Source organism: Bradyrhizobium retamae (genome assembly GCF_001440415.1).
GTDB lineage: Bacteria > Pseudomonadota > Alphaproteobacteria > Rhizobiales > Xanthobacteraceae > Bradyrhizobium > Bradyrhizobium retamae.
Genome location: NZ_LLYA01000001.1, coordinates 344,355 through 364,561 on the forward strand (window position 1 = coordinate 344,355; position 20,207 = coordinate 364,561).

The 20,207-nt window shown below is 62.6% G+C and carries 19 protein-coding genes; 11 read left to right on the forward strand and 8 right to left on the reverse strand.

Annotation, left to right across the window (positions count from 1 at the left end):
- Positions 1 to 6 precede the first annotated feature (6 nt).
- The 7 genes from CQ13_RS01605 to ugpB form a co-directional block, all read right to left on the reverse strand.
- On the reverse strand, positions 7 to 189 hold the full coding sequence (locus tag CQ13_RS01605) for a DUF4089 domain-containing protein (RefSeq protein ID WP_057841254.1): 183 nt from the start codon (positions 187 to 189) through the stop codon (positions 7 to 9).
- 19 nt (positions 190 to 208) lie between these two features.
- Positions 209 to 1,993 carry a dipeptide ABC transporter ATP-binding protein gene (locus CQ13_RS01610; RefSeq protein WP_057841421.1) on the reverse strand — a complete coding sequence of 595 codons (1,785 nt, stop codon included), beginning with the start codon at positions 1,991 to 1,993 and terminating at the stop codon, positions 209 to 211.
- A gap of 110 nt (positions 1,994 to 2,103) precedes the next feature.
- On the reverse strand, positions 2,104 to 3,003 hold the full coding sequence (locus CQ13_RS01615; RefSeq protein ID WP_057841255.1) for an ABC transporter permease: 900 nt from the start codon (positions 3,001 to 3,003) through the stop codon (positions 2,104 to 2,106).
- A 9-nt stretch (positions 3,004 to 3,012) separates the two neighbouring features.
- Complete coding sequence (locus tag CQ13_RS01620; protein ID WP_057841256.1) at positions 3,013 to 4,026, reverse strand: ABC transporter permease; 1,014 nt, start codon at positions 4,024 to 4,026, stop codon at positions 3,013 to 3,015.
- A 120-nt stretch (positions 4,027 to 4,146) separates the two neighbouring features.
- Positions 4,147 to 5,769: an ABC transporter substrate-binding protein gene (locus CQ13_RS01625; protein ID WP_057841257.1), complete on the reverse strand. Its 1,623-nt coding sequence runs from the start codon at positions 5,767 to 5,769 to the stop codon at positions 4,147 to 4,149.
- 225 nt (positions 5,770 to 5,994) lie between these two features.
- The gene (locus CQ13_RS01630) at positions 5,995 to 6,951 is read right to left on the reverse strand and encodes an aminoglycoside phosphotransferase family protein (RefSeq protein WP_057841258.1); all 957 of its coding nucleotides are present in this window, start codon (positions 6,949 to 6,951) and stop codon (positions 5,995 to 5,997) included.
- 84 nt (positions 6,952 to 7,035) lie between these two features.
- Positions 7,036 to 8,346 carry a sn-glycerol-3-phosphate ABC transporter substrate-binding protein UgpB gene (gene ugpB, locus CQ13_RS01635; RefSeq protein WP_283807479.1) on the reverse strand — a complete coding sequence of 437 codons (1,311 nt, stop codon included), beginning with the start codon at positions 8,344 to 8,346 and terminating at the stop codon, positions 7,036 to 7,038.
- Between the two features lie 639 nt (positions 8,347 to 8,985).
- Here ugpB and CQ13_RS01645 point away from each other — a divergent pair.
- From CQ13_RS01645 to CQ13_RS01670, 6 genes are all read left to right on the forward strand, one after another.
- Positions 8,986 to 10,992, forward strand: coding sequence for a sensor histidine kinase (locus tag CQ13_RS01645; RefSeq protein WP_156433450.1), 2,007 nt, complete (start codon positions 8,986 to 8,988; stop codon positions 10,990 to 10,992).
- On the forward strand, positions 10,962 to 12,707 hold the full coding sequence (locus CQ13_RS01650) for an ATP-binding response regulator (protein ID WP_057841260.1): 1,746 nt from the start codon (positions 10,962 to 10,964) through the stop codon (positions 12,705 to 12,707). Before CQ13_RS01645 ends, CQ13_RS01650 begins: the two co-directional genes overlap by 31 nt.
- Positions 12,704 to 13,441 carry a response regulator gene (locus CQ13_RS01655; RefSeq protein ID WP_057841261.1) on the forward strand — a complete coding sequence of 246 codons (738 nt, stop codon included), beginning with the start codon at positions 12,704 to 12,706 and terminating at the stop codon, positions 13,439 to 13,441. The genes CQ13_RS01650 and CQ13_RS01655 overlap by 4 nt, the downstream gene beginning before the upstream one ends.
- A 358-nt stretch (positions 13,442 to 13,799) precedes the next feature.
- Positions 13,800 to 14,411 carry a sigma-70 family RNA polymerase sigma factor gene (locus tag CQ13_RS01660; RefSeq protein ID WP_057841424.1) on the forward strand — a complete coding sequence of 204 codons (612 nt, stop codon included), beginning with the start codon at positions 13,800 to 13,802 and terminating at the stop codon, positions 14,409 to 14,411.
- Between the two features lie 178 nt (positions 14,412 to 14,589).
- Positions 14,590 to 14,790, forward strand: coding sequence for a hypothetical protein (locus CQ13_RS01665; RefSeq protein ID WP_057841262.1), 201 nt, complete (start codon positions 14,590 to 14,592; stop codon positions 14,788 to 14,790).
- Between the two features lie 145 nt (positions 14,791 to 14,935).
- Entirely contained in the window at positions 14,936 to 15,436 is a 501-nt protein-coding gene (locus tag CQ13_RS01670) for a hypothetical protein (RefSeq protein WP_057841263.1), read from the forward strand.
- Between the two features lie 20 nt (positions 15,437 to 15,456).
- Here the strand turns inward: CQ13_RS01670 and CQ13_RS42410 are convergent, their stop codons facing one another.
- Positions 15,457 to 15,630, reverse strand: coding sequence for a hypothetical protein (locus CQ13_RS42410; protein ID WP_156433433.1), 174 nt, complete (start codon positions 15,628 to 15,630; stop codon positions 15,457 to 15,459).
- Between the two features lie 60 nt (positions 15,631 to 15,690).
- Between CQ13_RS42410 and CQ13_RS01675 the strand changes: the two genes are divergently transcribed.
- The 5 genes from CQ13_RS01675 (at position 15,691) to CQ13_RS01690 (ending at position 20,088) form a co-directional block, all read left to right on the forward strand.
- Complete coding sequence (locus CQ13_RS01675) at positions 15,691 to 17,088, forward strand: cytochrome ubiquinol oxidase subunit I (RefSeq protein WP_057841264.1); 1,398 nt, start codon at positions 15,691 to 15,693, stop codon at positions 17,086 to 17,088.
- On the forward strand, positions 17,085 to 18,095 hold the full coding sequence (gene cydB / locus CQ13_RS01680; protein WP_057841265.1) for a cytochrome d ubiquinol oxidase subunit II: 1,011 nt from the start codon (positions 17,085 to 17,087) through the stop codon (positions 18,093 to 18,095). Before CQ13_RS01675 ends, cydB begins: the two co-directional genes overlap by 4 nt.
- Before the next feature lie 29 nt (positions 18,096 to 18,124).
- Complete coding sequence (locus CQ13_RS42415; RefSeq protein WP_197427214.1) at positions 18,125 to 18,223, forward strand: DUF2474 domain-containing protein; 99 nt, start codon at positions 18,125 to 18,127, stop codon at positions 18,221 to 18,223.
- A gap of 167 nt (positions 18,224 to 18,390) precedes the next feature.
- On the forward strand, positions 18,391 to 18,990 hold the full coding sequence (locus CQ13_RS01685) for a L,D-transpeptidase (protein ID WP_057841266.1): 600 nt from the start codon (positions 18,391 to 18,393) through the stop codon (positions 18,988 to 18,990).
- Positions 18,991 to 19,047: 57 nt separating this feature from the next.
- Positions 19,048 to 20,088 (forward strand): amino acid ABC transporter substrate-binding protein, encoded by a 1,041-nt coding sequence (locus tag CQ13_RS01690; RefSeq protein WP_057841267.1) that lies wholly within the window; start codon positions 19,048 to 19,050, stop codon positions 20,086 to 20,088.
- The last annotated feature ends 119 nt before the right edge of the window (positions 20,089 to 20,207 follow it).

Sequence of the window (20,207 nt, forward strand, 5' to 3'; positions counted from 1 at the left end):
GCCTTATCACGCTGTGTAGACGCTGGCCGGCTCGGTCTCGTCCGGCAGCGGGAATTCATCGACCAGCCGCGCCAGCCTCAGCGACACTTCGAGGTTCGCCCGCACCGCCGGCCGCCAGGCTTCCTCGACCGGCAGCGCCAGCGCCTTGGCGACGGCGTCGATGTAATTATCCAGGGGATCGGCGGCCATTTCGCTTCCATTCTAGTTTCTAGTGAACCGGCAACGGCGGATGCGGGATCGCCGTCAGCAATTCCTTGGTGTAGGCGTCCTGCGGATCGCCGAGCACGCGTTCGGACGGACCCTGCTCGACGATTCGCCCCGCGCGCATCACGATGACACGATCGCAGAGCAGACGCACCACATTCAGATCATGCGATACGAACAAATAGCTCATGCCCATCGACGCTTTCAGATCCTGCAGCAGATTGAGCACGACGGCCTGCACGGAGACGTCGAGCGCCGCCGTCGGCTCGTCAAGGATCACGAGTTTCGGATGCAGCGCGATTGCGCGGGCGATGCCGACGCGGGCCTTTTGACCGCCAGACAATTGATGCGGGAAACGATCGAGCAGATCGACGGGCAGGCCGACCAGACCGGCGAGCTTCTCGCAGCGAGCGCGCAGCGCGTCGCGCCCCTTGACGTCGCCGAGCTGCAGAAGCGGATCGGCAATGGCGCGTGCCGCCGTGAAGCGCGGGTTGAGGCTGTCGGTCGGATCCTGAAACACCATCTGGATGCTCTTGCGTAGCGGCAACCGCGCAAAGGCCTGCGGCAGTATGGCGCCGATCTCCTCCCCGTCGAAGGCGATGCGCCCGGAGGTCTGATCCAATAGCCGCATCACCATCATCGACGTCGTCGATTTGCCGCAGCCGGACTCGCCGACGAGGCCGACGCTCTCGCCGTGCCCGACCGTGAAGCTGATGCCGTCAACGGCGCGGAAGACTTCCGCCTCCACCGGCGGCTTGCGGGAGAACAGCTTTGACAGCACCGCGCCTGCGCCCTGGCGCGGGTATTCCTTGACCAGCTTTTCGACGAGCAGCAGGGGCGATTTGGTCTCGTCACCCGCGGGCTTGACCCGGGGGTCCATCGCCTTTGAAGAGCCTTCCGAAGAGTGATGGATGGCCGGGTCAAGCCCGGCCATGACAGCAGGCGTGCGGGGAGAGGCTAAAACCTCCTCCTCCGGCAGCAGATCCCGCAACGACACCCCGAGCCGCGGCGTCGCGCGCATCAGCTTCTTTGTATAGGCGTGCTCGGGCCTGGCAAAGATATTGGCGGACTTCGCGGTCTCGACCACGCGGCCTTTCTCCATCACCACCACGCGATCGCAATAGGCGGCGGCAAGGCCTAGATCGTGCGTGATCAGGATCGTCGACATGTGCCGGCGCTTTGTCAGCTCCACTATCAGATCCATCACCGCCTTCTGCGTGGTGACGTCGAGTCCCGTCGTCGGCTCGTCCGCGATCAAAAGCTGTGGATTGCAGGCTAGCGCCAGCGCGATCACGACGCGCTGGCACATGCCGCCGGAAAGTTCGAACGGATAGGCATGATAACGCTCGCGCGGGCGGGCAATCTTGACCTGCTCCAGCGCCTCGATCGCCTTCTCGCCGCGGTCGCTGGCCGCGCTCTGCACATGCTGGCGCAGCACGTCCTCGATCTGGTCGCCCACCTTCCGGATCGGATTGAGGGCTGCGCGCGGGTTTTGGAAAATCATCGAGATTTCCCGGCCGCGCAAATCGCGCATCTCGTTTTCGCTCGCCGCCTTGACATCGATGCCGGAAAACATCACCGAGCCGTCGGCGATCCTGCCGGCGCGGTCGAGGATCCGCATCACGGCATATGACGTCACCGACTTGCCGGAGCCGGACTCCCCGACGATGCCGAGCGTCTCGCCCTTGGCCACGGAAATGTTGACGTGCTGCACCGCCTTGACGATGCCGCGCCGGGTGGTGAATTCGACGGTGAGGTCGTGGACGTCGAGAAGAGGCTGGGCCGTCATGACGACCTCCGCAAAAATCTCGAAAACAACCCCATGCAAAGTAGGACGGTCAGCACCCCTGTCGCATTCCCCTTGCGGGGGCCGAGACGAGCAAAGCTTGAATCAGCCATTCACGTCCTCCGCTGCGGATCGACGATGTCGCGCAGGCCGTCGCCGAGCAAATTGAAGCAGAACACCGCGATCATCAGCGCCAGTCCCGGGAACAGCGCGATCCACCATTCGCCCGACACCATGAAGGTGGCGCCTTCCGCGACCATGATCCCCCATTCCGCCGTCGGCGGCCGCACACCGAGCCCAATGAAGGAGAGGCCGGCGGCGTTGAGGATCGCGTAGCCCATGGTCAGCGACATCTGCACGATCATGATCGGCATGATGTTGGGCAGGATGTGCATCAGCAGGATCCGCATCTCGCCGTTGCCTGACAGCCGCGCCGCCTGCACGAAGCCGGCGTTGCGGCGCACATTGGCTTCGGCGCGGGCGACGCGGGCATAGAGCGGAAAGTTCACGATCGCGGTTGCGATAATGATGTTCTGCACGGTATTGCCGAGTGCCGCCACGATGCCCATTGCCAGCACGAACAGCGGAAACGCCATGATGGTATCGGCGATGCGCCCGACGATGCGGTCGGTCCAGCCGCCGAAATAACCGGCGGCGATGCCGGCCAGTCCGCCCATCAGGAAGACCAGCGCCACCGAGGCGACCGCGATGAAAGCATCGAGCCTTGTGGCGACAATGACGCGGCTGAAGATATCGCGGCCCAATTGGTCGGTGCCGAACCAGTGCGCCGCCGACGGCGGCTTCAGCGCCGCGGCGGTATCGCTGGCGAGCGGATCGTAGGGAACGATGTAGGGGCCGAAGATCGCGGCAAACAGGATGATGACGAGCAAGCCGAAAGCAAAGGCGGTGACGCGGTTCTCGCCGAGCACGTACCTGACATGCTCGAACGTCGCCGATAGGCCCGAGGTGCGCGCGGGTCCAACGGGTTCAGCGGCAGGCGCGACGCTACTCATGTTTCAACCTCACCCTTCAAGCCGCACGCGCGGATCGATCACGCCATAGAGAATGTCGATGACCAGATTGAGCAGCACGTACATGACCGCCATGGTCAGCACGAAACCCTGCACCGGCGCGAAGTCCGACGAGATCAGCGCTTCCACCGCATAGGAACCGATGCCGGGCCACGCGAACACCTTCTCGACCAGCACGTTGGCCCCGAGCAGAAACGAGAACACCATGCTGAGCGTGGTGATGACCGGCAGCATCGCGTTGCGGAACGCGTAGGTGACTATCACCGTGGAGGGAGACAACCCGCTGGCGCGCGCGGTGCGGACGAAGTCGGAGGCCAGCACCGCCAGCATCGAGGCCCGCGTCATGCGCGCAATCGGCGCCAGCGAGAAGATCGCCAGCGTCGCCGCCGGCAGGATGAGCTGGCTCAGCGCCGAACGAAATGTCTCGAATTCGCGCGCGATCAGCGCGTCGATGAGATAGAGACCGGTCACGGTCGGCGGCGCGCTGTAGAACACGTCGAGCCGGCCGAGCGGCGCCGGCGACCAGCCGAGCCTGAAATAGAACACATAGACCAGCACAAGACCCGTGAAGAACACCGGCAGCGATACGCCGGCCGTCGTGGTGACGCGGCACAGATGATCGATCCACGAGCCCGGGCGGGTTGCGGCCAGCACACCGAGCGGAATCGCGATCGTGATCGAGACGATGAGGCCGAGCAGCGTCAGTTCGGCCGACGCCGGCAGGCGGTTGCGGATTTCGGTGGCGACCGGCTGGCCAGTCGTGAGCGAAGTGCCGAAATCGCCATGCGCGAGATCGTTGGCGTAGCGGAGGAACTGCTCGATCAGCGGCTTGTCGAAGCCGAGTTTCTTGCGGATCTGCTCGATCGCTTCCTTGCTCGCCGCGGGCCCGGCGAAATAGGCGGCTGGATCGCCCGGCAGCGCGCGCGTCAGCAGGAACGTGACGATCACGACCCCGATGAGAGAGGGAATCGCAAACATGAGCCGCTTGCCGATCATGGTCAGCATGATGCGCTCTTCTTGCTCCGCAAGGAACGCGCGAATAGCGAACGGCGAATAGCGAATGGATATCCGCGGCTGTTCGTCTCCATTCGCTACTCCCTATTCGCTATTCGCCATTCGCCCACATCACGCCTTCACCAGCGTGCGGTAATCCAGCCTGCGGTGGAACCAGTATTGATAGCCGGACACGTTCTTCTGCATCGCGACGTTGACGTAGGGCTGATAGAGCGGGATGCGCGGGATGTCCTTGAAGGCGAGATCGACGAAGCCTTTGACGTCGGCATCGTACTTCGCGGTGTTGCCGATCGCGGCGGCGTCGACGGCGCCGTGGATGAATTCGTCCATCGGCTTCGACTGGTAGCTCATGGTGTTGAAGATCGAATTCTTGCCGTCGTAGCACCAGATGAAGAAATACTCGGGATAGTCGAGCCAGCCGGAGAACACGTTGGTGTAGAGCGGCAGCACCTTCTTGTTCAGTTCGGTGCGCCAGTTGGCGCCGGGAATCTTGTTGATCGTGGTCTTGATGCCGATTTGCGCCAGGCTCTCCTGCACCAGAATGCAGAGCGGCTCGTTGACGCCGGCGAAGCCGAGGTCGAACGACAGCGTCGTTTCGAAACCGTTGGGATAGCCGGCTTCCGCCAGCAAGGCCTTGGCTTTGGCGATATCGGTGACGTATTTGGTCGGCTGCGGCCAGGCCACCTCGGTCGCCTTGTCGGCTGCGGCGCCGAACATCGGCTTGGCGAGGCCGAACAGCACCGCATCCATGATCTTCTGATAGGGAATCGCGCAGGCGACGGCCTCGCGGACCTTGACGTTGTCGAACGGCGCGATCTTCACGTTCATGCCGATATACTGGACGCCGTTCGAATACGGCACCGAAACGATGTTGAGCTTGCCGCTGTCCTTCAACTCGACGAAATCCTTGTTCGGCAGATCGTAGGAAATATCGGCGTCGCCGCGCTCCAGCAGCGCGCGGCGGTTGCCGGCCTGCGGCACCATGCGCCAGATCACGCGCTTGACCTTCGGCAAGGGACCGCCGGCCCACGCATCATTGCGCTCCATGACGACTTCGGTGCCGGCCGTCCACTTCACCACCTTGTAGGCGCCGGAGCCCGCGGTCTGCTGCTTGGTATATTCGAGGCCCCATGGATCCTTCTCGGTGGCGTTCTTCTTCACCAGCTCGGAATTGATGATGCAGGGCACGATGACCGCGAGATCGGGAATGGTGAGGCGGTCCTTCTTGGCGAAATCGATCCGCACCGTGCTGTCGTCGACGACGACGAACTGCTCGGTCTTGGTCAGCGAGCCCGCGCCCATCTGGAATGTCGGAAAGCCGCCGACGCTGACGGCGCGATCCAGCGACCATTTGACGTCCTTCGCCGTCACCGGCGCGCCGTCATGGAATTTCGCGTGCTTCTTCAATTTGAAAGTCACCGACATGTCGCCGACATTCATGTCTTCAGCGAGCTCGGGCTTGAACTTGTCGCGGTCGTAATACGGCACGCCGCCGGGACCGCTTTTCATTTCATGGCTGATCAGGCGGTCGTAGCAATTCCACGACACCTCATAGCCGGGCACGTTGGTGCCGACGCCGTGAATGTCGAGATTGTTGGGGCCGCTTTCGGAGACGATGAGCAGCGTTTCCGACCGCGCTTGCGCCTTGGCGGAGGACCAGATCGCCGGTGCCGGCGTGAGCGCGCCGGCGGCCGCCAGCCCAGACACGGATTTGAGGAAATCGCGACGCTTCATGGGTGATGCTCCAACGCCCGAGGGAAAACGGCTGGAGCTCGAATCGCAAGGTTCGTGCCAACCCTTAAGGAAAGCTTACTTTCGCATCAACCCATTGATACTGCTGGCGAATGCATCCGAAGCGAATCGGCGCGCGGAATATGCACGCCGATGGATTGCATACAAAGATGCATATTTGCTCATAAAATATGCAAAAGTTCTGTGCGCCCCGTTGCTGGGCGGCACTCAGATTGGCCAGAGCAAATCCTGCAATTCGCGGAGGTCCGCGGCCTTCTCCTGCCACCCCTCGATGCAGATCTTCCTGACCGGATCGCTGGCCCGGTGCAGCAGCATCAGCACCATCAGCCGCCGCTTCAGGTCACGATTGATATCCGCGGCTGAATATCCAAAGCCCTCGAACAGGCTTCGCACCCGGCGCGGCATGCCGGCGGTCATGAAGGCGCTGGGGCCAAGCAGGTCGTACTCGCGCCTGCCCGTCATCACGTCGCCGAAATCGATCAGCCCCGCGAGATGCCAACCCGGACCGCTGCGGCTCAGCAGGAAGTTCTCCGGGATGTATTCGCCGGTCAGGATCACCGCTGGCTCGTCCAGCGCGACCAGCGAGACCGCATCGCGCAGCAAATCATCATCTAGGCCGTCGAGAAATTTCTGCGGCAATCCGAGACGCGCGTGCCGGGCGTGGCATCCCTCGATCTGTCCGCGCATGAAGATGTCCCAGGCCGGCTCGACCTGCCCAAGCGGTCCGACGGGGACGCGCTGCACCTCGGCGATGGTTTCGCCGACTTCAGCAAGCACGCGCTCCTTGTCTGCTTCCGGCAGTGATGGCCAGGCATCCGCGCCCAACACGCCTGACAGCCGCGTGATGACGAGATATGGCCATCCGTCACGCTCTCCTTCGGCGATGATTTCGGGGATCGCGACGCGAAGCCGTCCATAAAGCTGCGCCAGCGCGCCACGCTCCGACACGAATTGGGCGCGAAGAAATGGCGGGAAGATTTTTAGGATGAGTTGTTCGTCGAGGGCAATGACGAGATTGGTGCCGGTGGAGAAGACGTGCGGCGCTGCGCACGCCAGGCCGTGGCCGCGGGCGATATCGCGCGCGATCGGCAGCCATTGCGCGGGATCGGCGCGAAAGGCGCGGAAGGGCTCGTAGTCCGTGAGTGTCGGTAGTGATGCGGTCATGCGACTGAACCTTGTTTGTCGTCATTGCGAGCCAACGGGGCGCGCATTCGCGCGACCCGTTGGCTCGCAATGACGGCGGTGAGATTACCGATCCGGATTGGCCCGTTCGAACTGGCGCAGCAGGCGGTTGCCGCGCTCGACGGCTGCGTCGAGTGCTGCCTGCGCAGTGCGCTTGCCGCTGAAGACGTGCTCCAGCTCGTCCTCGATGGCGTCGCGGATCAGCACAAAGGAGCCAAGCCGGATTCCCTTCGAATTCTCGGTCGGCGGCTTCAAGGTCATCTGCTCGATTCCGATCGCAGCACCCGGATTGCGATCGTAGAAGCCCTGCGCGCGGGTGAGATCGAAGGCGGCGCGGGTGATCGGCAAGTAGCCGGTGTTCTGGTGCCAGGCGGCCTGAACCTCAGATCTGGAGAGATAGGCGAAGAACCGCGCAACGCCGGTGTATTCGGCGCGCGACCGGTCGCGCAGCACCCATAGCGTGGCGCCGCCGATGATCGAGTTTTGCGGGGCGCCGGCGATGTCGAGCCGGTACGGGATCATGCCGTAGCCGACCTCGAATTTGGAATTGGCCTTGATGTCGGCGCGTGTCCCGGAAGAGCCGATGAAGATGGCGCATTCGCCCTTTTGAAAGCGCGGCTCGGCCGATTCCCCGCGGCCGCTATAGTCGAAAACTTTCGTCGCCTGCCATTCCGCGAGTTGCGCGATGTGCCGAACCGCGTCCGGATTGTTGAAGGTCAGCTCGGCATCGAGTCCGCTGAAGCCATTGCCCCGGGTTGCCAGCGCCAGATTGTGGAAGGCAGAAAAATTCTCGACATGGACCCAGGACGGCCAGGATGTGGTGAGCCCGCAGGGCGAGCCGGCCGCACGCAGGCGCTTCGCCGCCGCGCCGACCTCGGCCCAGGTCTTCGGCGCCACCTCAGGGTCGAGGCCCGCGGCGCGGAACAGATCCTTGTTGTAGTAGAGGATCGGGGTCGACACGTTGAACGGAAACGAGAGCATGTTGCCGGCGACATCGGAATAGTAGCCGGTGACGGCCGGCAGATACGCCTCTGGCGAGAACGGCTCCGACTGGTCGCGCATCAATTCGAACACCGGATAGATCGCGCCTTTTGCCGCCATCATGGTTGCGGTGGCGATCTCGTTGACCTGAACGATGGCCGGCTGGCTTCGCGATCGGAACGCGAAGATCGCCGCCGTCACCGTGGCGGTGTAGTTGCCCTTGTAGGTCGGCACGATCCGGTAGTCAGACTGCGACGCATTGAAATCGGCCGCCAGCTTTTCGAGCTGCTTGCCGAGTTCCCCCGACATCGCGTGCCACCACATGATCTCCGTGGCGGCGTGGGCGGGGGACGCAAGCGCCATGGCGGCGAGCGCTGCGAATTGCAAGGACCTCAAGGCCGATTTCACCGGTGATCACCCTGCTCTGCCGCGCGAGCGATGTACCCGTTCGCCGCGCCCTCATAAATCCCCGCGACCGCGGTTTCAATCCGCCGACATCACTGCAATGCACAATTGAAGATTGTAACCGGCCTATCCGGATAACCCCAGGCTAGCCCCCGTCCCGCCATGCTAACAATAGCCAAGCATCGGCAAATTCTGCTAAAATTGCGTTGAACCTTTTTCTTCCCGCTGCAGACTTCATCTCTAAGGGGATTTGTCGCCTGTGTCTCGCCGCGCCAACCTTTCGCGGATCTTGGTGCTTGTTGTCGCGCTGTTGCTTGCGGCGGTCTCAACGGGCGTTTTTGCGCGCGGATTTCCTTCCGCCGATCCCCGAAACGACAGGCATTGGATCGAAATGTTCCATTCCCGCCAATCCGGCGCGGAACGGGACCGTCCCGGACAGACCTGGACCGGTGCGATCGATCTCCACCGTACCAACGTTGCATTGATCGGGACGGTGGCGCCGTTATTGGTCGGGCGCCTTCGCAGAGTGGAGTGGATTTGACCGGCGCGCCGCAACAGCAGCGACCAGCGGAACGGCCGGCGAGCTTCGCCGCGCGCGGGCGCTTTCGCGTCGTCCAATGGCTCCGCGCGGTGCCGATCCGATGGCGCATTCTGTCGATCGCGGGATTGAACTCCGCCGTCGTCATGGTGCTCGCCATCCTGATCTGGAACGGCGCCAACGTGCTGGGCTCTGCATGGGACGATGTCCGGCAGGTGCGGGAGTCCGACAAGATCCTGGCGCACCTCGAAAGCGAAACCAGCCGGCTGCAGAACCTGATTCATCGATACATCAACCAGCCAAGCCCTGACCTGTTCGCCGAGATCCTGCTGCTGCGAGAGGCCCTACTGGGCACGCTCACAACGCGCGCCTCGAACGACCCGATGCTATCAGGGTCGGTCGAGCGGCTCGAACAGGTCACCGACCGCTTCCTCAACGGTTTCGGCGAATTGCGCGCCGTGCAGGCCACCATCACCAAAACCTATGAGCAGCAGGTGCTGGGACCGGCCCGCGAAATGGCCGGGCTGTATTCGGTCATCGAAGGCGCCACCGGGCATCGCGACGCGCAGATCTGGCCCGCGCTCGGCAGATCGCGCGAGGCGTTTACGGCCATGCTGGTCGCCGCCAACGCCTATTACCTGTCGCCCGCCTCAGGCTCCGCCGAGGACGCCCGCAGGAATACCGAGACGATCGAGAAGACGATCCCCGTGATGACCGATCTGGCCGACAACGATCTGCAGCGCATGGCGCTGACGCGACTGCAGGCGCGGACGGTGGCACTGCGCGAGGGCATGGCCAAACTGACCGAACAACTCGCGGTCCGGACCGAACTGTTGCGCAACACCATCGATGCCAGCCAAGCCGAGGCCATTGCGGTCATCGACGAACTATCGGACAAGATGCGCCAGCGCGAGCAAAAGGCGCAGGAGACTTTTGACAAGACGCTGTCAGGCATCTCGCGCCGGGTGCTGTCGATCGCCGTGATGTTCCTCGGCATCATCCTTTCCGCCGGCGTGTTGATCGCGCTCTCGATCCGCCTGCCGCTGCAGCAGATCCTGGCGGCGATGCATGCAATCACGTCGGGCAATTACGATCGCCGCGTACAGGGCACCACCGCGAGAGACGAGGTCGGCGCCATGGCGCGTGCGGTGGACGTCTTCCGCGAGAACGCCATCGCCAAGCGCAAGACCGAGGACGAACTGCGCACCTCGAAGGAAAGAGCGGAGAGCGCATTGCTCGAGCTCAACACCGCGCAGCAGAACCTGATCGACGCCGAGCGGCTGGCGGCGTTGGGCGGGCTGGTCGCCGGCGTCGCCCATGAAGTGAACAACCCGATCGGCATCAGCCTCACGGTGGCGTCGAGCTTTGCGCGCCGGGCTGAAACCTTCGAATCCGAGTTGCGGACCGAGCCGCTCCGCCGCTCCAAGCTCGACGAATTCGTCAAGAGCTCGCGCGACGCAGCAGGGCAACTGGTGGCGAACCTGCATCGCGCCGGCGAGCTGATCCAGTCGTTCAAGCAAGTGGCGGTCGACCGCTCGCACGCCGAGCGCCGGCAATTCAACCTGAGCGAGGCCACCGACCAGATCGTCGCGAGCTTAAGGCCGGTGTTGAAGAAAGCGGCGATCACGCTGTCGGTCGAGGTGCCGGAGGGGCTGGTCATTGACGGTTATCCCGGCTCCTACGGCCAGATATTAACCAATCTTTTCCTCAATGCCGCCAATCATGCCTTTGCCGATGGCCGCTCCGGCGCGATCACGATCTCGGCCCGGGCGCGCGGCAGCGACGATGTCGAGATTATCTTTGCCGATAACGGGGCCGGAATGACGCCGGACGTGCAACGGCAGGCGTTCGACCCGTTCTTTACGACGCGCCGCAACGAGGGCGGTACCGGACTGGGCTTGCATATCGTCTATAATCTTGTCACTCAACAGCTCGGCGGCCGGATGATGCTGGAGTCAAGACTGGGACAAGGCACCACATTCCGCATTATCATGCCGAAAGTCGCCAAGGGCGGATCGACAGGCGGATCCACGAGTACAGACCAGACAGCAGCCGACGGAACTTCGCAATGGCCGAACAGGACGATGTCCTCCACCTGATCGACGATACCGGAATGGCTCCGGAGGACTCGTCTGCGCGCAAGTGGAAAATCGCCGTCATCGACGACGATGCCGCCGTGCACGAGGGCACGCGCTTTGCGCTCAGCGACTACAGCCTCAATGGCGCGACCCTGGAGATCCTGTCGGCCTATTCCGCGGCCGAAGGCCGCATCTTGATGCGCGACAATCCGGACATCGCGGCCGTGCTGCTCGACGTCATCATGGAGACCGACGTCGCGGGCCTGGAGCTGGTCGAATACATCCGCAACGAGATCAAGAACGAAACCGTCCGCATCATCCTGCGCACCGGCCAGCCCGGACAGGCGCCCGAGCGCCGTGTCATCGTCCAGTACGACATCAACGACTACAAGGCCAAGACCGAGCTGACGGCCGACAAGCTGTTCACCTCGCTGACCGCGGCGCTGCGCAGCTACCAGCAGCTCGAGCGCATGGTGCAGACAAGACGCGGGCTTGAAATCATCATCGACGCCGCCTCGACGCTGTACGATTTCAAGTCGATGCAGCGTCTGGCGGAGGGCGTGCTGACGCAGCTCGCCTCGCTGCTCAATGTCGACTGCGCCGGCATTCTGGTGCTGCGCGACGACGGCGCCCCGGGGAGCGAATTCTCGGTGCTGGCGGGCTCGGGCTGCTACAGCCGGTTCATCGGCACGACCAGCTCCAAGGCGCTAGATCCGGATTTGCGGCAAATGGTGGAGGCCGCCTTCCAGCGCCGCAAGAACGAATTCGCCGATCACCGCAGCGTGCTTTATTTGCGCACCGGCAGCGGCCGCGAAGTGGTGGTGCTGTTGCAGGCCGAGCGCCAGCTTTCCGACACCGACCGCGCGCTGGTCGAGATTTTCTCCAGCCGGCTGTCGATCGCGTTCGACAACGTCATCCTCTATCGCCAACTGCATGAGGCCAACACCCAGCTCGAGGACCGCGTCGCCCAGCGCACCCGCGCGCTGATGCAGGCCAACCGCAGGCTCTCGGCGCAGTGGCTGCGGCTGCAGCGCGCCAACGGCTTCAAGAACGAAATTCTCGGCACCGTGGCGCACGATTTGAAGAACCCGCTCGGCGTGATCCTCGGCCGCACCGAGATGTTGACCGAATTGATCGGCGCAGGCTCGCCGAAGGAGAACGTCACCGCGCAGGTCGAGCACATCAGGGATGCCACCAAACGCCTTACCTCGATGGTCGATCACCTGATTTCGGATGCGATGGCGGATGCCTTCGACATCACGATCCGCCGCGAACCGGTCGATGTCGCCGCGCTCGTCACCGAGGTCGCCGATTCCAACCTGCCCTCGGCCGTGAACAAGCAGCAGGCCGTCACGGTATCAGCCCCGCCGAACATCGTTACCATGTGCGACGCCGACCGGATCCGCGAGGCGATCGACAACCTCGTCAGCAACGCCATCAAATATTCGCCGATCGGCGGCAAGATCACGGTCACTGTGAGCCATGAAGGCAGCGACACGGTGATCCGCATCGCCGACCAGGGCGCCGGCCTTTCGCCGGAGGATCTCGGCCGGCTGTTCGGCCGCTTCCAGCGGCTCTCGGCCAAGCCGACCGCCGGCGAAAGCTCGACCGGCCTCGGTCTGTCGATCGTCAAACGTATTATCGACATGCATGGCGGCCATGTGACTGCGGAAAGTGCCGGACCCGGGCAGGGATCGACATTTACGGTTACATTGCCTGCGACAGAGACGACATGACCCAGAGCCCGCATATCTTCATCGTCGACGACGAGGCGCCGGCCCGCGAGATGGTCGGCGATTACCTCAAGATGCACGGCTTCGGCGTCACCTTGTGCGACGGGGGAAAGAGCCTGCGCAAGGAGATCGAGAACGCCGTACCCGACCTCGTCGTGCTCGACCTCAACATGCCCGAGGAAGACGGGCTTTCGATCATTCGCGACCTCAAGAGCCGCATCAACGTCCCCGTCATCATGCTGACGGCGACCGCCAGCCCGATCGACCGCGTCGTCGGCCTCGAACTCGGCGCCGACGACTACATCGCAAAGCCCTGCGAGCTGCGCGAGCTGATGGCGCGCATCCGTTCCGTGCTTCGCCGCAGCACGCCGCCCAAGGCGGCGACGCCCGAGCCCGCGGCGGCCAAGGCGGAGAAGGAACAACTGGTGCGGTTCGGCACCAAATGGCTCGACCTCGAGGCCCAGGCGCTACGCGACGACGAAGGCAACGAGCATCCGCTGACGGCCTCCGAATTCGGCCTCTTGAAAGTGTTCGCGGCGAATCCGAAGCGGGTGTTGTCGCGCGAGCGGCTGTTGGAGTTGGCCAATGCGCGCGACGCCGAAGCCTTCGACCGCGCCGTCGACCTTCGCATCATGCGTATCCGCCGCAAGATCGAAATCGATCCCACCAAGCCCGCCGTGATCCGCACCATCCGAGGCGGCGGCTACCTGTTCTCGCCGACCGGCGAAAAGGGTTAGCTTTCTTTGTCGTCCCTGCGTTTCGCAGGGACCCATACGCCGCGGCGGTTATTTGACCCGCTGGGGTAGATATCCTTTCCAGACAATAACGCCTTGTGGTTATGGGTCCCTGCGTTCGCAGCGACGACCCCAAGATTGTGCCTGCGCGGAACTATTCAGCATCTGAAATCTTCCAATTTTCCGCATATTGAAATTACTGGCATTTTGTCCCCGAATGTTTCATCGCGGGCCCTGCGACGAAACAATTCTCTCCCGCACGAAACCATTTTCCCTTCTTCGAGCAGACATCCCGAAACGGAGGCTCATTAACAATTCTCCCAACGGAACGCCGCACCTCGTGGCGCAATGGGAGCCTGTCATGTCGAACGTCATCGCCATCAACGCCGCAGCCAAGAAGTCGATTGCCGCCGCCCGCGCGACATCCGACGAAACGCTGCTGCAGAGTATTGCCAAGGGCGACCGCACGGCGATGCATGTGCTTTACTCCCGCCATAACGTCCGGGTTTACCGCTTCGTGCTGCGCATGGTGCGCGACACCACGATGGCCGAAGACCTCGTCAGCCAGGTGTTCCTCGATGTGTGGCGGACCGCTGCCCAGTTCGAGGGCCGCTCGCAGGTTTCGACCTGGCTGCTGTCGATCGCCCGCTTCAAGGCACTGACCGCGCTGCGCCAGCGCAAGCATGAGGACATCGAGCAGGAAGACGTGCTGGAGATCGCCGACGCGGCCGACACGCCGGAAGCCTCGCTTGACCGCAGCAACACCAGCGCCATCCTGCGGGCCTGCGTCGCCAAGCTGTCGCCGGCGCATCGCGAGATCATCAACTTGGTCTACTACCACGAGAAGTCGGTGGAAGAGGCCGGCGCGATCATCGGCATCCCCCAGAGCACGGTGAAGACACGCATGTTCTATGCCCGCAAACAATTGGCCGAGTTGCTTAAGGGCGCCGGCGTGGACAGCATCGCCGCCTAAAGACAAGCGATTTCAAACGATTAGATTGGAGATAGGGACAGAAAAACGGGGCAGTTTCGACGGACAAAGATTACTTCCAACGAAACAAATGAAACATTTCACGACATCACCCGGAAAAACTCACCCCCTATACCGATCACCACCGACTTAAACGCCAACGCCGAACAGGAGAGCGAACATGCTGAAGCCGTCCTTCCGCTTTTTCATCGTCCCGCTCGGCGCCGTCGCAACCCTGGCCACCCTGTCGGCCCAGAACGTTCAGCCTCGCGCTCAGCGCGACACCGGTTCGACGTTCGTACGCGAACAGGTGGTCGATTGCAGCACCAAGAGTCCCAAGGAGGTCTGTGTGATCTCCTACGACAGCGAGACCCCCCGCTGAACTTCCCCTCACCTCCCAAGTTGTAGACCCCCCAAGCAATCTCCAACGACCCGGCCGGGATGCCCCCCAGCCGGGTCGCTCTGTTTTTGGAAGGCGATCGACACAATCTTGCGGCGAGTTCACCGAACGAGAATAATCGGCCATCATGAGCGTTGAACAAGTCGAGCTGCCGGAAATTCAGATTGAGGATCGCTTGCCGACCTGGCTGCGGCTTTGCATCAGTGTAGGGGCAATCTTCTTTGTCGCCTGCCTAGCGTATGAATTTGCTGCCGAACCTGGCGCGAGGACATGGAGTAATGCCGGCAAATTGTTGGTTGCTATTTTCTTCTGCGGCGTGTTGATTTGGAACGTTCTTTTGAGCAGCAAGGTACGCTGGACCATCCGAAACAATGAAATACAAATTGACAAGGCCTGGATATACGACCGCCAGGAAGTCGAGTTCGTCAGAAGCGGGGAGATAGCCTTAATCAAGGTCGACAGTGAATCAGACGATTCCGGCATCTCCTATTATATCCGGCTAGAGCTCTACTCAGGCCGGGAAATCAAATCTCCGCCAATCGCCAATGCCCAACGGGCACGTGCATTGAAGGCCGAAATAGCGAACCACTTGAACGTGCCTCACGAATACGTGACGCCGCGGACATGAAGCTCGCCGCAGGTTGTGGGTCATGCACGATCGTATTCCAGCACGATGACGAGGGCCCATACGAACAGATCGAGCGGACGGTCGCCGGGCTCCTGAACGCGAATAGCTGAAATGCCGATCCGCGCAGCGCGCGCGGGTACTATCGTCGCACCCGGCGTGCTAGGCTCCGCGCCGGGTCCGGGCGCGATCTCCAAAAAACTGTCATCCAGTTTTCAAAGGATCGCGCCCGACAAAACTAGCGACGGGTGGTGTCGATGTTCGAAGGCTGGGATGCGGTCGTATTGGCCCGGGCGCAGTTCGCATTCACGATGTCTTTCCACATCATATTTCCCGCCTTCTCGATCGGGCTCGCCAGCTATCTCGCCGTGCTCGAAGCGCTGTGGCTCGCGACCGGGCGCGAGGTCTACATCAACCTGTTCAATTATTGGCTGAAAATCTTCGCCGTCGCCTTCGCGATGGGCGTGGTGTCGGGCATCGTGATGTCCTACCAGTTCGGCACCAACTGGTCGGCCTTTTCCGACAAGACCGGACCGGTGATCGGCCCGCTGATGGCCTATGAGGTGCTCACCGCATTCTTCCTCGAAGCGGGTTTCCTCGGCGTGATGCTGTTCGGCCTGAACCGCGTCGGACCAAAACTGCATTTTCTGGCGACGCTGATGGTCGCGATCGGCACGCTGATTTCGGCGTTCTGGATTCTGTCGGCCAATTCCTGGATGCAGACGCCGGCCGGCCACACCGTCAATGAGGCCGGTCAGTTCATCGCCGCCGACTGGCTGAAAGTGATCTTCAATCCGTCGTTCCCATACCGTCTCGTGCACATGGTACTGGCGGCGTATCTGACCACGGCGCTGGTGGTCGGCGCGGTCGGTGCCTGGCACCTGTTGCGCGATCGGCACCTCGCCGGCCCGCGCGTGATGTTTTCGATGGCGATGTGGATGGCGACGCTGGTGGCGCCGATTCAGATCATCGCCGGGGATCAGCACGGGCTCAACACGCTGGAGCACCAGCCGGTGAAGATCATGGCGATGGAAGGCCACTTCAAGAGCCACAAGGACGGCGCGCCCCTGATCCTGTTCGGTCTGCCCAATCAGAGCGCCGGCAGGGTCGACTACGCCGTCGAAGTGCCGAAGCTCGGTTCGCTGATTCTAAAGCACTCGACCGACGCGCCTATGGCCGGCCTCGACACGGTACCGCGCGAAAACTGGCCGCCGGTGGCGATCACGTTCTGGTCGTTCCGGATCATGGTCGGCATGGGATTGCTCATGCTGGCGCTTGGCTTGTTCAGCCTGTTGATGCGTATTCAGGGCAAGCTCTACGATTCCCGGCTGTTGCACAAGTTCGCGGTCGCAATGGCCCCTGCGGGCTTCATCGCCGTGCTCGCGGGCTGGATCACCACCGAAGTCGGCCGCCAGCCGTTCACGGTCTATGGATTGCTGCGCACGGTTGAATCCGCCTCGCCGCTGGCAGCGCCGGCCGTCGCCTCCTCGCTGATCGCCTTCATCATCGTTTATTTCGTGGTGTTCGCCGCCGGCGTGATCTACCTGCTGCGCCTGACGGCAGCGCCGCCGCATCCGGGCGAAGAGGGACCGTCGCACGAGGCACCGATCCGCACCGCCGGCATCACGCCGGCTGCCCAGGGGGTCGGCTCATGAACATCGCGGTCGACCTCGCCACCGTCTGGGCTTTCATCATCGCCTTTGCCGTGTTCGTCTATGTCGTGATGGACGGCTTCGATCTCGGCCTCGGCATTCTGTTTCCGCTGTTTCCGGAGAAGCGCGACCGCGACGTCATCATGAACAGCGTCGCCCCGGTGTGGGACGGCAACGAAACCTGGCTGGTGCTCGGCGGCGGCGGCCTGATGGCGGCCTTCCCGCTGGCCTATGCCGTGCTGATGCCGGCGTTGTACACGCCGATGATTGCGATGCTGCTCGGCCTCGTATTCCGCGGCGTCGCCTTTGAATTCCGGTGGCGTACGACAAAGGAGCGGAACAAGTGGGATATCGCCTTTTTCGGCGGGTCGTTGCTGGCGACGCTGGCGCAGGGCATTGCGCTCGGCGCCATCCTGCAGGGCGTGCATGTCGAGGGGCGGCACTATGCCGGCGGCTGGTGGGACTGGCTGACGCCGTTCAGCATCCTGACCGGCGTGGCGCTGGTGATCGGCTATGCGCTGTTAGGGGCGACATGGCTGGTCATGAAGACGGAAGGCGAGTTGCGCGACCGCGCCTATCACCTGAGCTGGGTACTGTTGCTCGCGATGCTCGGGGCCATCGCCGCGGTCAGCATCGCGACGCCGTTCCTCCATATACAGTACACCGAGCGCTGGTTCGCCTGGCCGAACGTCCTCATGACGGCGCAGGTACCGATTTCGGTTGCCGTAGTCACCGCCCTGTTGCTGCGCAGTCTCGCCAACAAATACGACTACCAGCCGTTCTTCCTGACGCTGGCGTTGTTCGCGCTGTCCTATGCCGGCCTCGGCATCAGCATGTATCCCTATATCGTGCCGCAGAGCATCACGATCTGGCAGGCGGCGGCGCCGGAAAACAGCCAGCTCTTCATGCTGGTCGGCGTCGCCGGGCTGATCCCGCTGATCCTCGGCTATACCGCCTGGGCCTATTGGGTGTTCCGCGGCAAGGTCAAACCCGAGAGTGGATACCATTGAAGCCCAACGAGCCGGCCCCTCGCCCTCTCATGCAGCGCTTGCTGTGGTTTGCCGCGCTCTGGCTCGGCGGCGTCGGCACCGTCGCGCTGATTTCGTTCTGCCTGCGGCTGTGGATCGCGCCGAAATAAGGCAGGCAAGATATCCCATGAATTTGGTGGACGACGAAAATGGACGACATTTCAGTCACGCATCCGCCGCATTCGCCCTAAACTTGCCATCAAGCCGGCCCTGAGATTTGATGTTCCGCTGATTTGCCCACCATTTGGCCACCGCGCCAGCAAGGAGAATTTCTGCGATGAAATATTTTCGGCACCTGATCTGGATGGTGATCGCCGCCGGCGGTTTGATCCTTTCGGCCTCGCAGAGCCAGGCGCAGATGCGGCAGCCCGATGTCGGCGACCAGCCCGGTCTGCTTCCCGACGAAGCCGTCGAGCTGGATCCGCAGTTCAGGAAGACCGCGGTGCTCTATCGCACCAACGAACCGCCGGGCACCATCATCATCTCGACGCAGGATCGCCACCTCTATCTGGTGCAGGGCAATGGCCGCGCGTTGCGTTACGGCATCGGCGTTGGCCGCGAAGGATTTCAATGGCAGGGGCTGCTCAATATCACCCGCAAGGCGGAATGGCCGGACTGGACGCCGCCACCGGAGATGATCGCGCGCCAGCCCTATCTGCCGCGCTTCATGGCCGGCGGCCCCGGCAATCCACTCGGCGCGCGCGCGATGTATCTCGGCACCACTGTCTACCGCATCCACGGCACCAACCGGCCCGACACCATCGGCACCGCAGTCTCCTCCGGCTGCTTCCGACTGGTCAACGCCGACGTCGCCGATCTCTATGAGCGCGTGCCCGTGGGCACCAAGGTGATCGTGCGGCAGAAGCCGGAACTTTAATTGCGACGCCGCTTCTCCCGCCGATCCATTCCCCCCGACTTAGTGAGTTCAAAAAAAATGCTACGGACATTTCGAGGCGGCCTCCTCATTGGGCTGGCGGTCGCAATCGCGATTGCGGCTGGCGCGATCACCTATGAGCGTTACGACACCAAGACCCTGAAGCGGACCATCCGCCGCGGCGACGTGCTGTGCGGCGTCAACAAGGGCCTGCCCGGCTTCTCGATCCCCGACGACAAGGGCGACTGGACCGGCTTCGACGTCGATTTCTGTCGCGCAGTCGCCGCGGCGATCTTCGATGATCCCAAGAAGGCGAAATTCGTGGCCCTCGATGCCAACGAACGCTTCAAGGAGCTGCAGAGCCGTAAGGTCGACATCCTCTCTCGCAACACGACCTGGAGCATGTCGCGCGAGAGCAACTACGCCCTCTATTTCCCGGCGGTCGCCTATTATGACGGCCAGGGCTTCATGCTGCCGCGCTCGCGCAACATCGATTCCGCGCTGGACCTCAACAACAGCAAGGTTTGCGTGCAGGAGGGGACGACAACGTTGCTCAACGCCGCCGACTATTTCCGCGCCAACAACATGAAATACACCGAGATGAAGTTTCCCAGGCTGGAAGATGTGCTCAAAGCGTATGAGTCCGGCAAGTGCGACACCTTCACCGCCGACGTCTCCCAGCTCTACGCACTCCGGCTGAACCTGATCCAGCCGAGCGACCATGTCATCCTGCCCGACGTCATCTCCAAGGAGCCGCTCGCGCCCGTGGTGCGCCAGCGCGACGACGACTGGATGATGCTCGTGAAGTGGACGCTGTATGCGATGATCAACGCCGAGGAACTCGGCATCACCTCGAAGAACATCGACGAGGCGCTGAAGTCGAAGAAGCCCGACGTGATGCGGCTGGTCGGCACCGAAGGCGCCTATGGCGAAGATCTCGGCCTGTCCAAGGACTGGGCCGCCCGCGTCATCCGCCATGTCGGCAATTACGGCGAGGTTTACGAGCGCAATGTCGGCGAAGGATCGAAGCTGAAGATCCCGCGCGGCCTGAATTCGCTGTGGAGCAACGGCGGGATTCAGTACGCCCCGCCGATACGGTGACGGCCTTTTAGCCACACCCACTACTGTCGTCGCCCGGCCTTGTGCGCAATTGCGCACTGGGACCGGGCGATCCAGTATTCCAGAGACGTCGGTGACTAACGAGAGGCCGCGGCGTACTG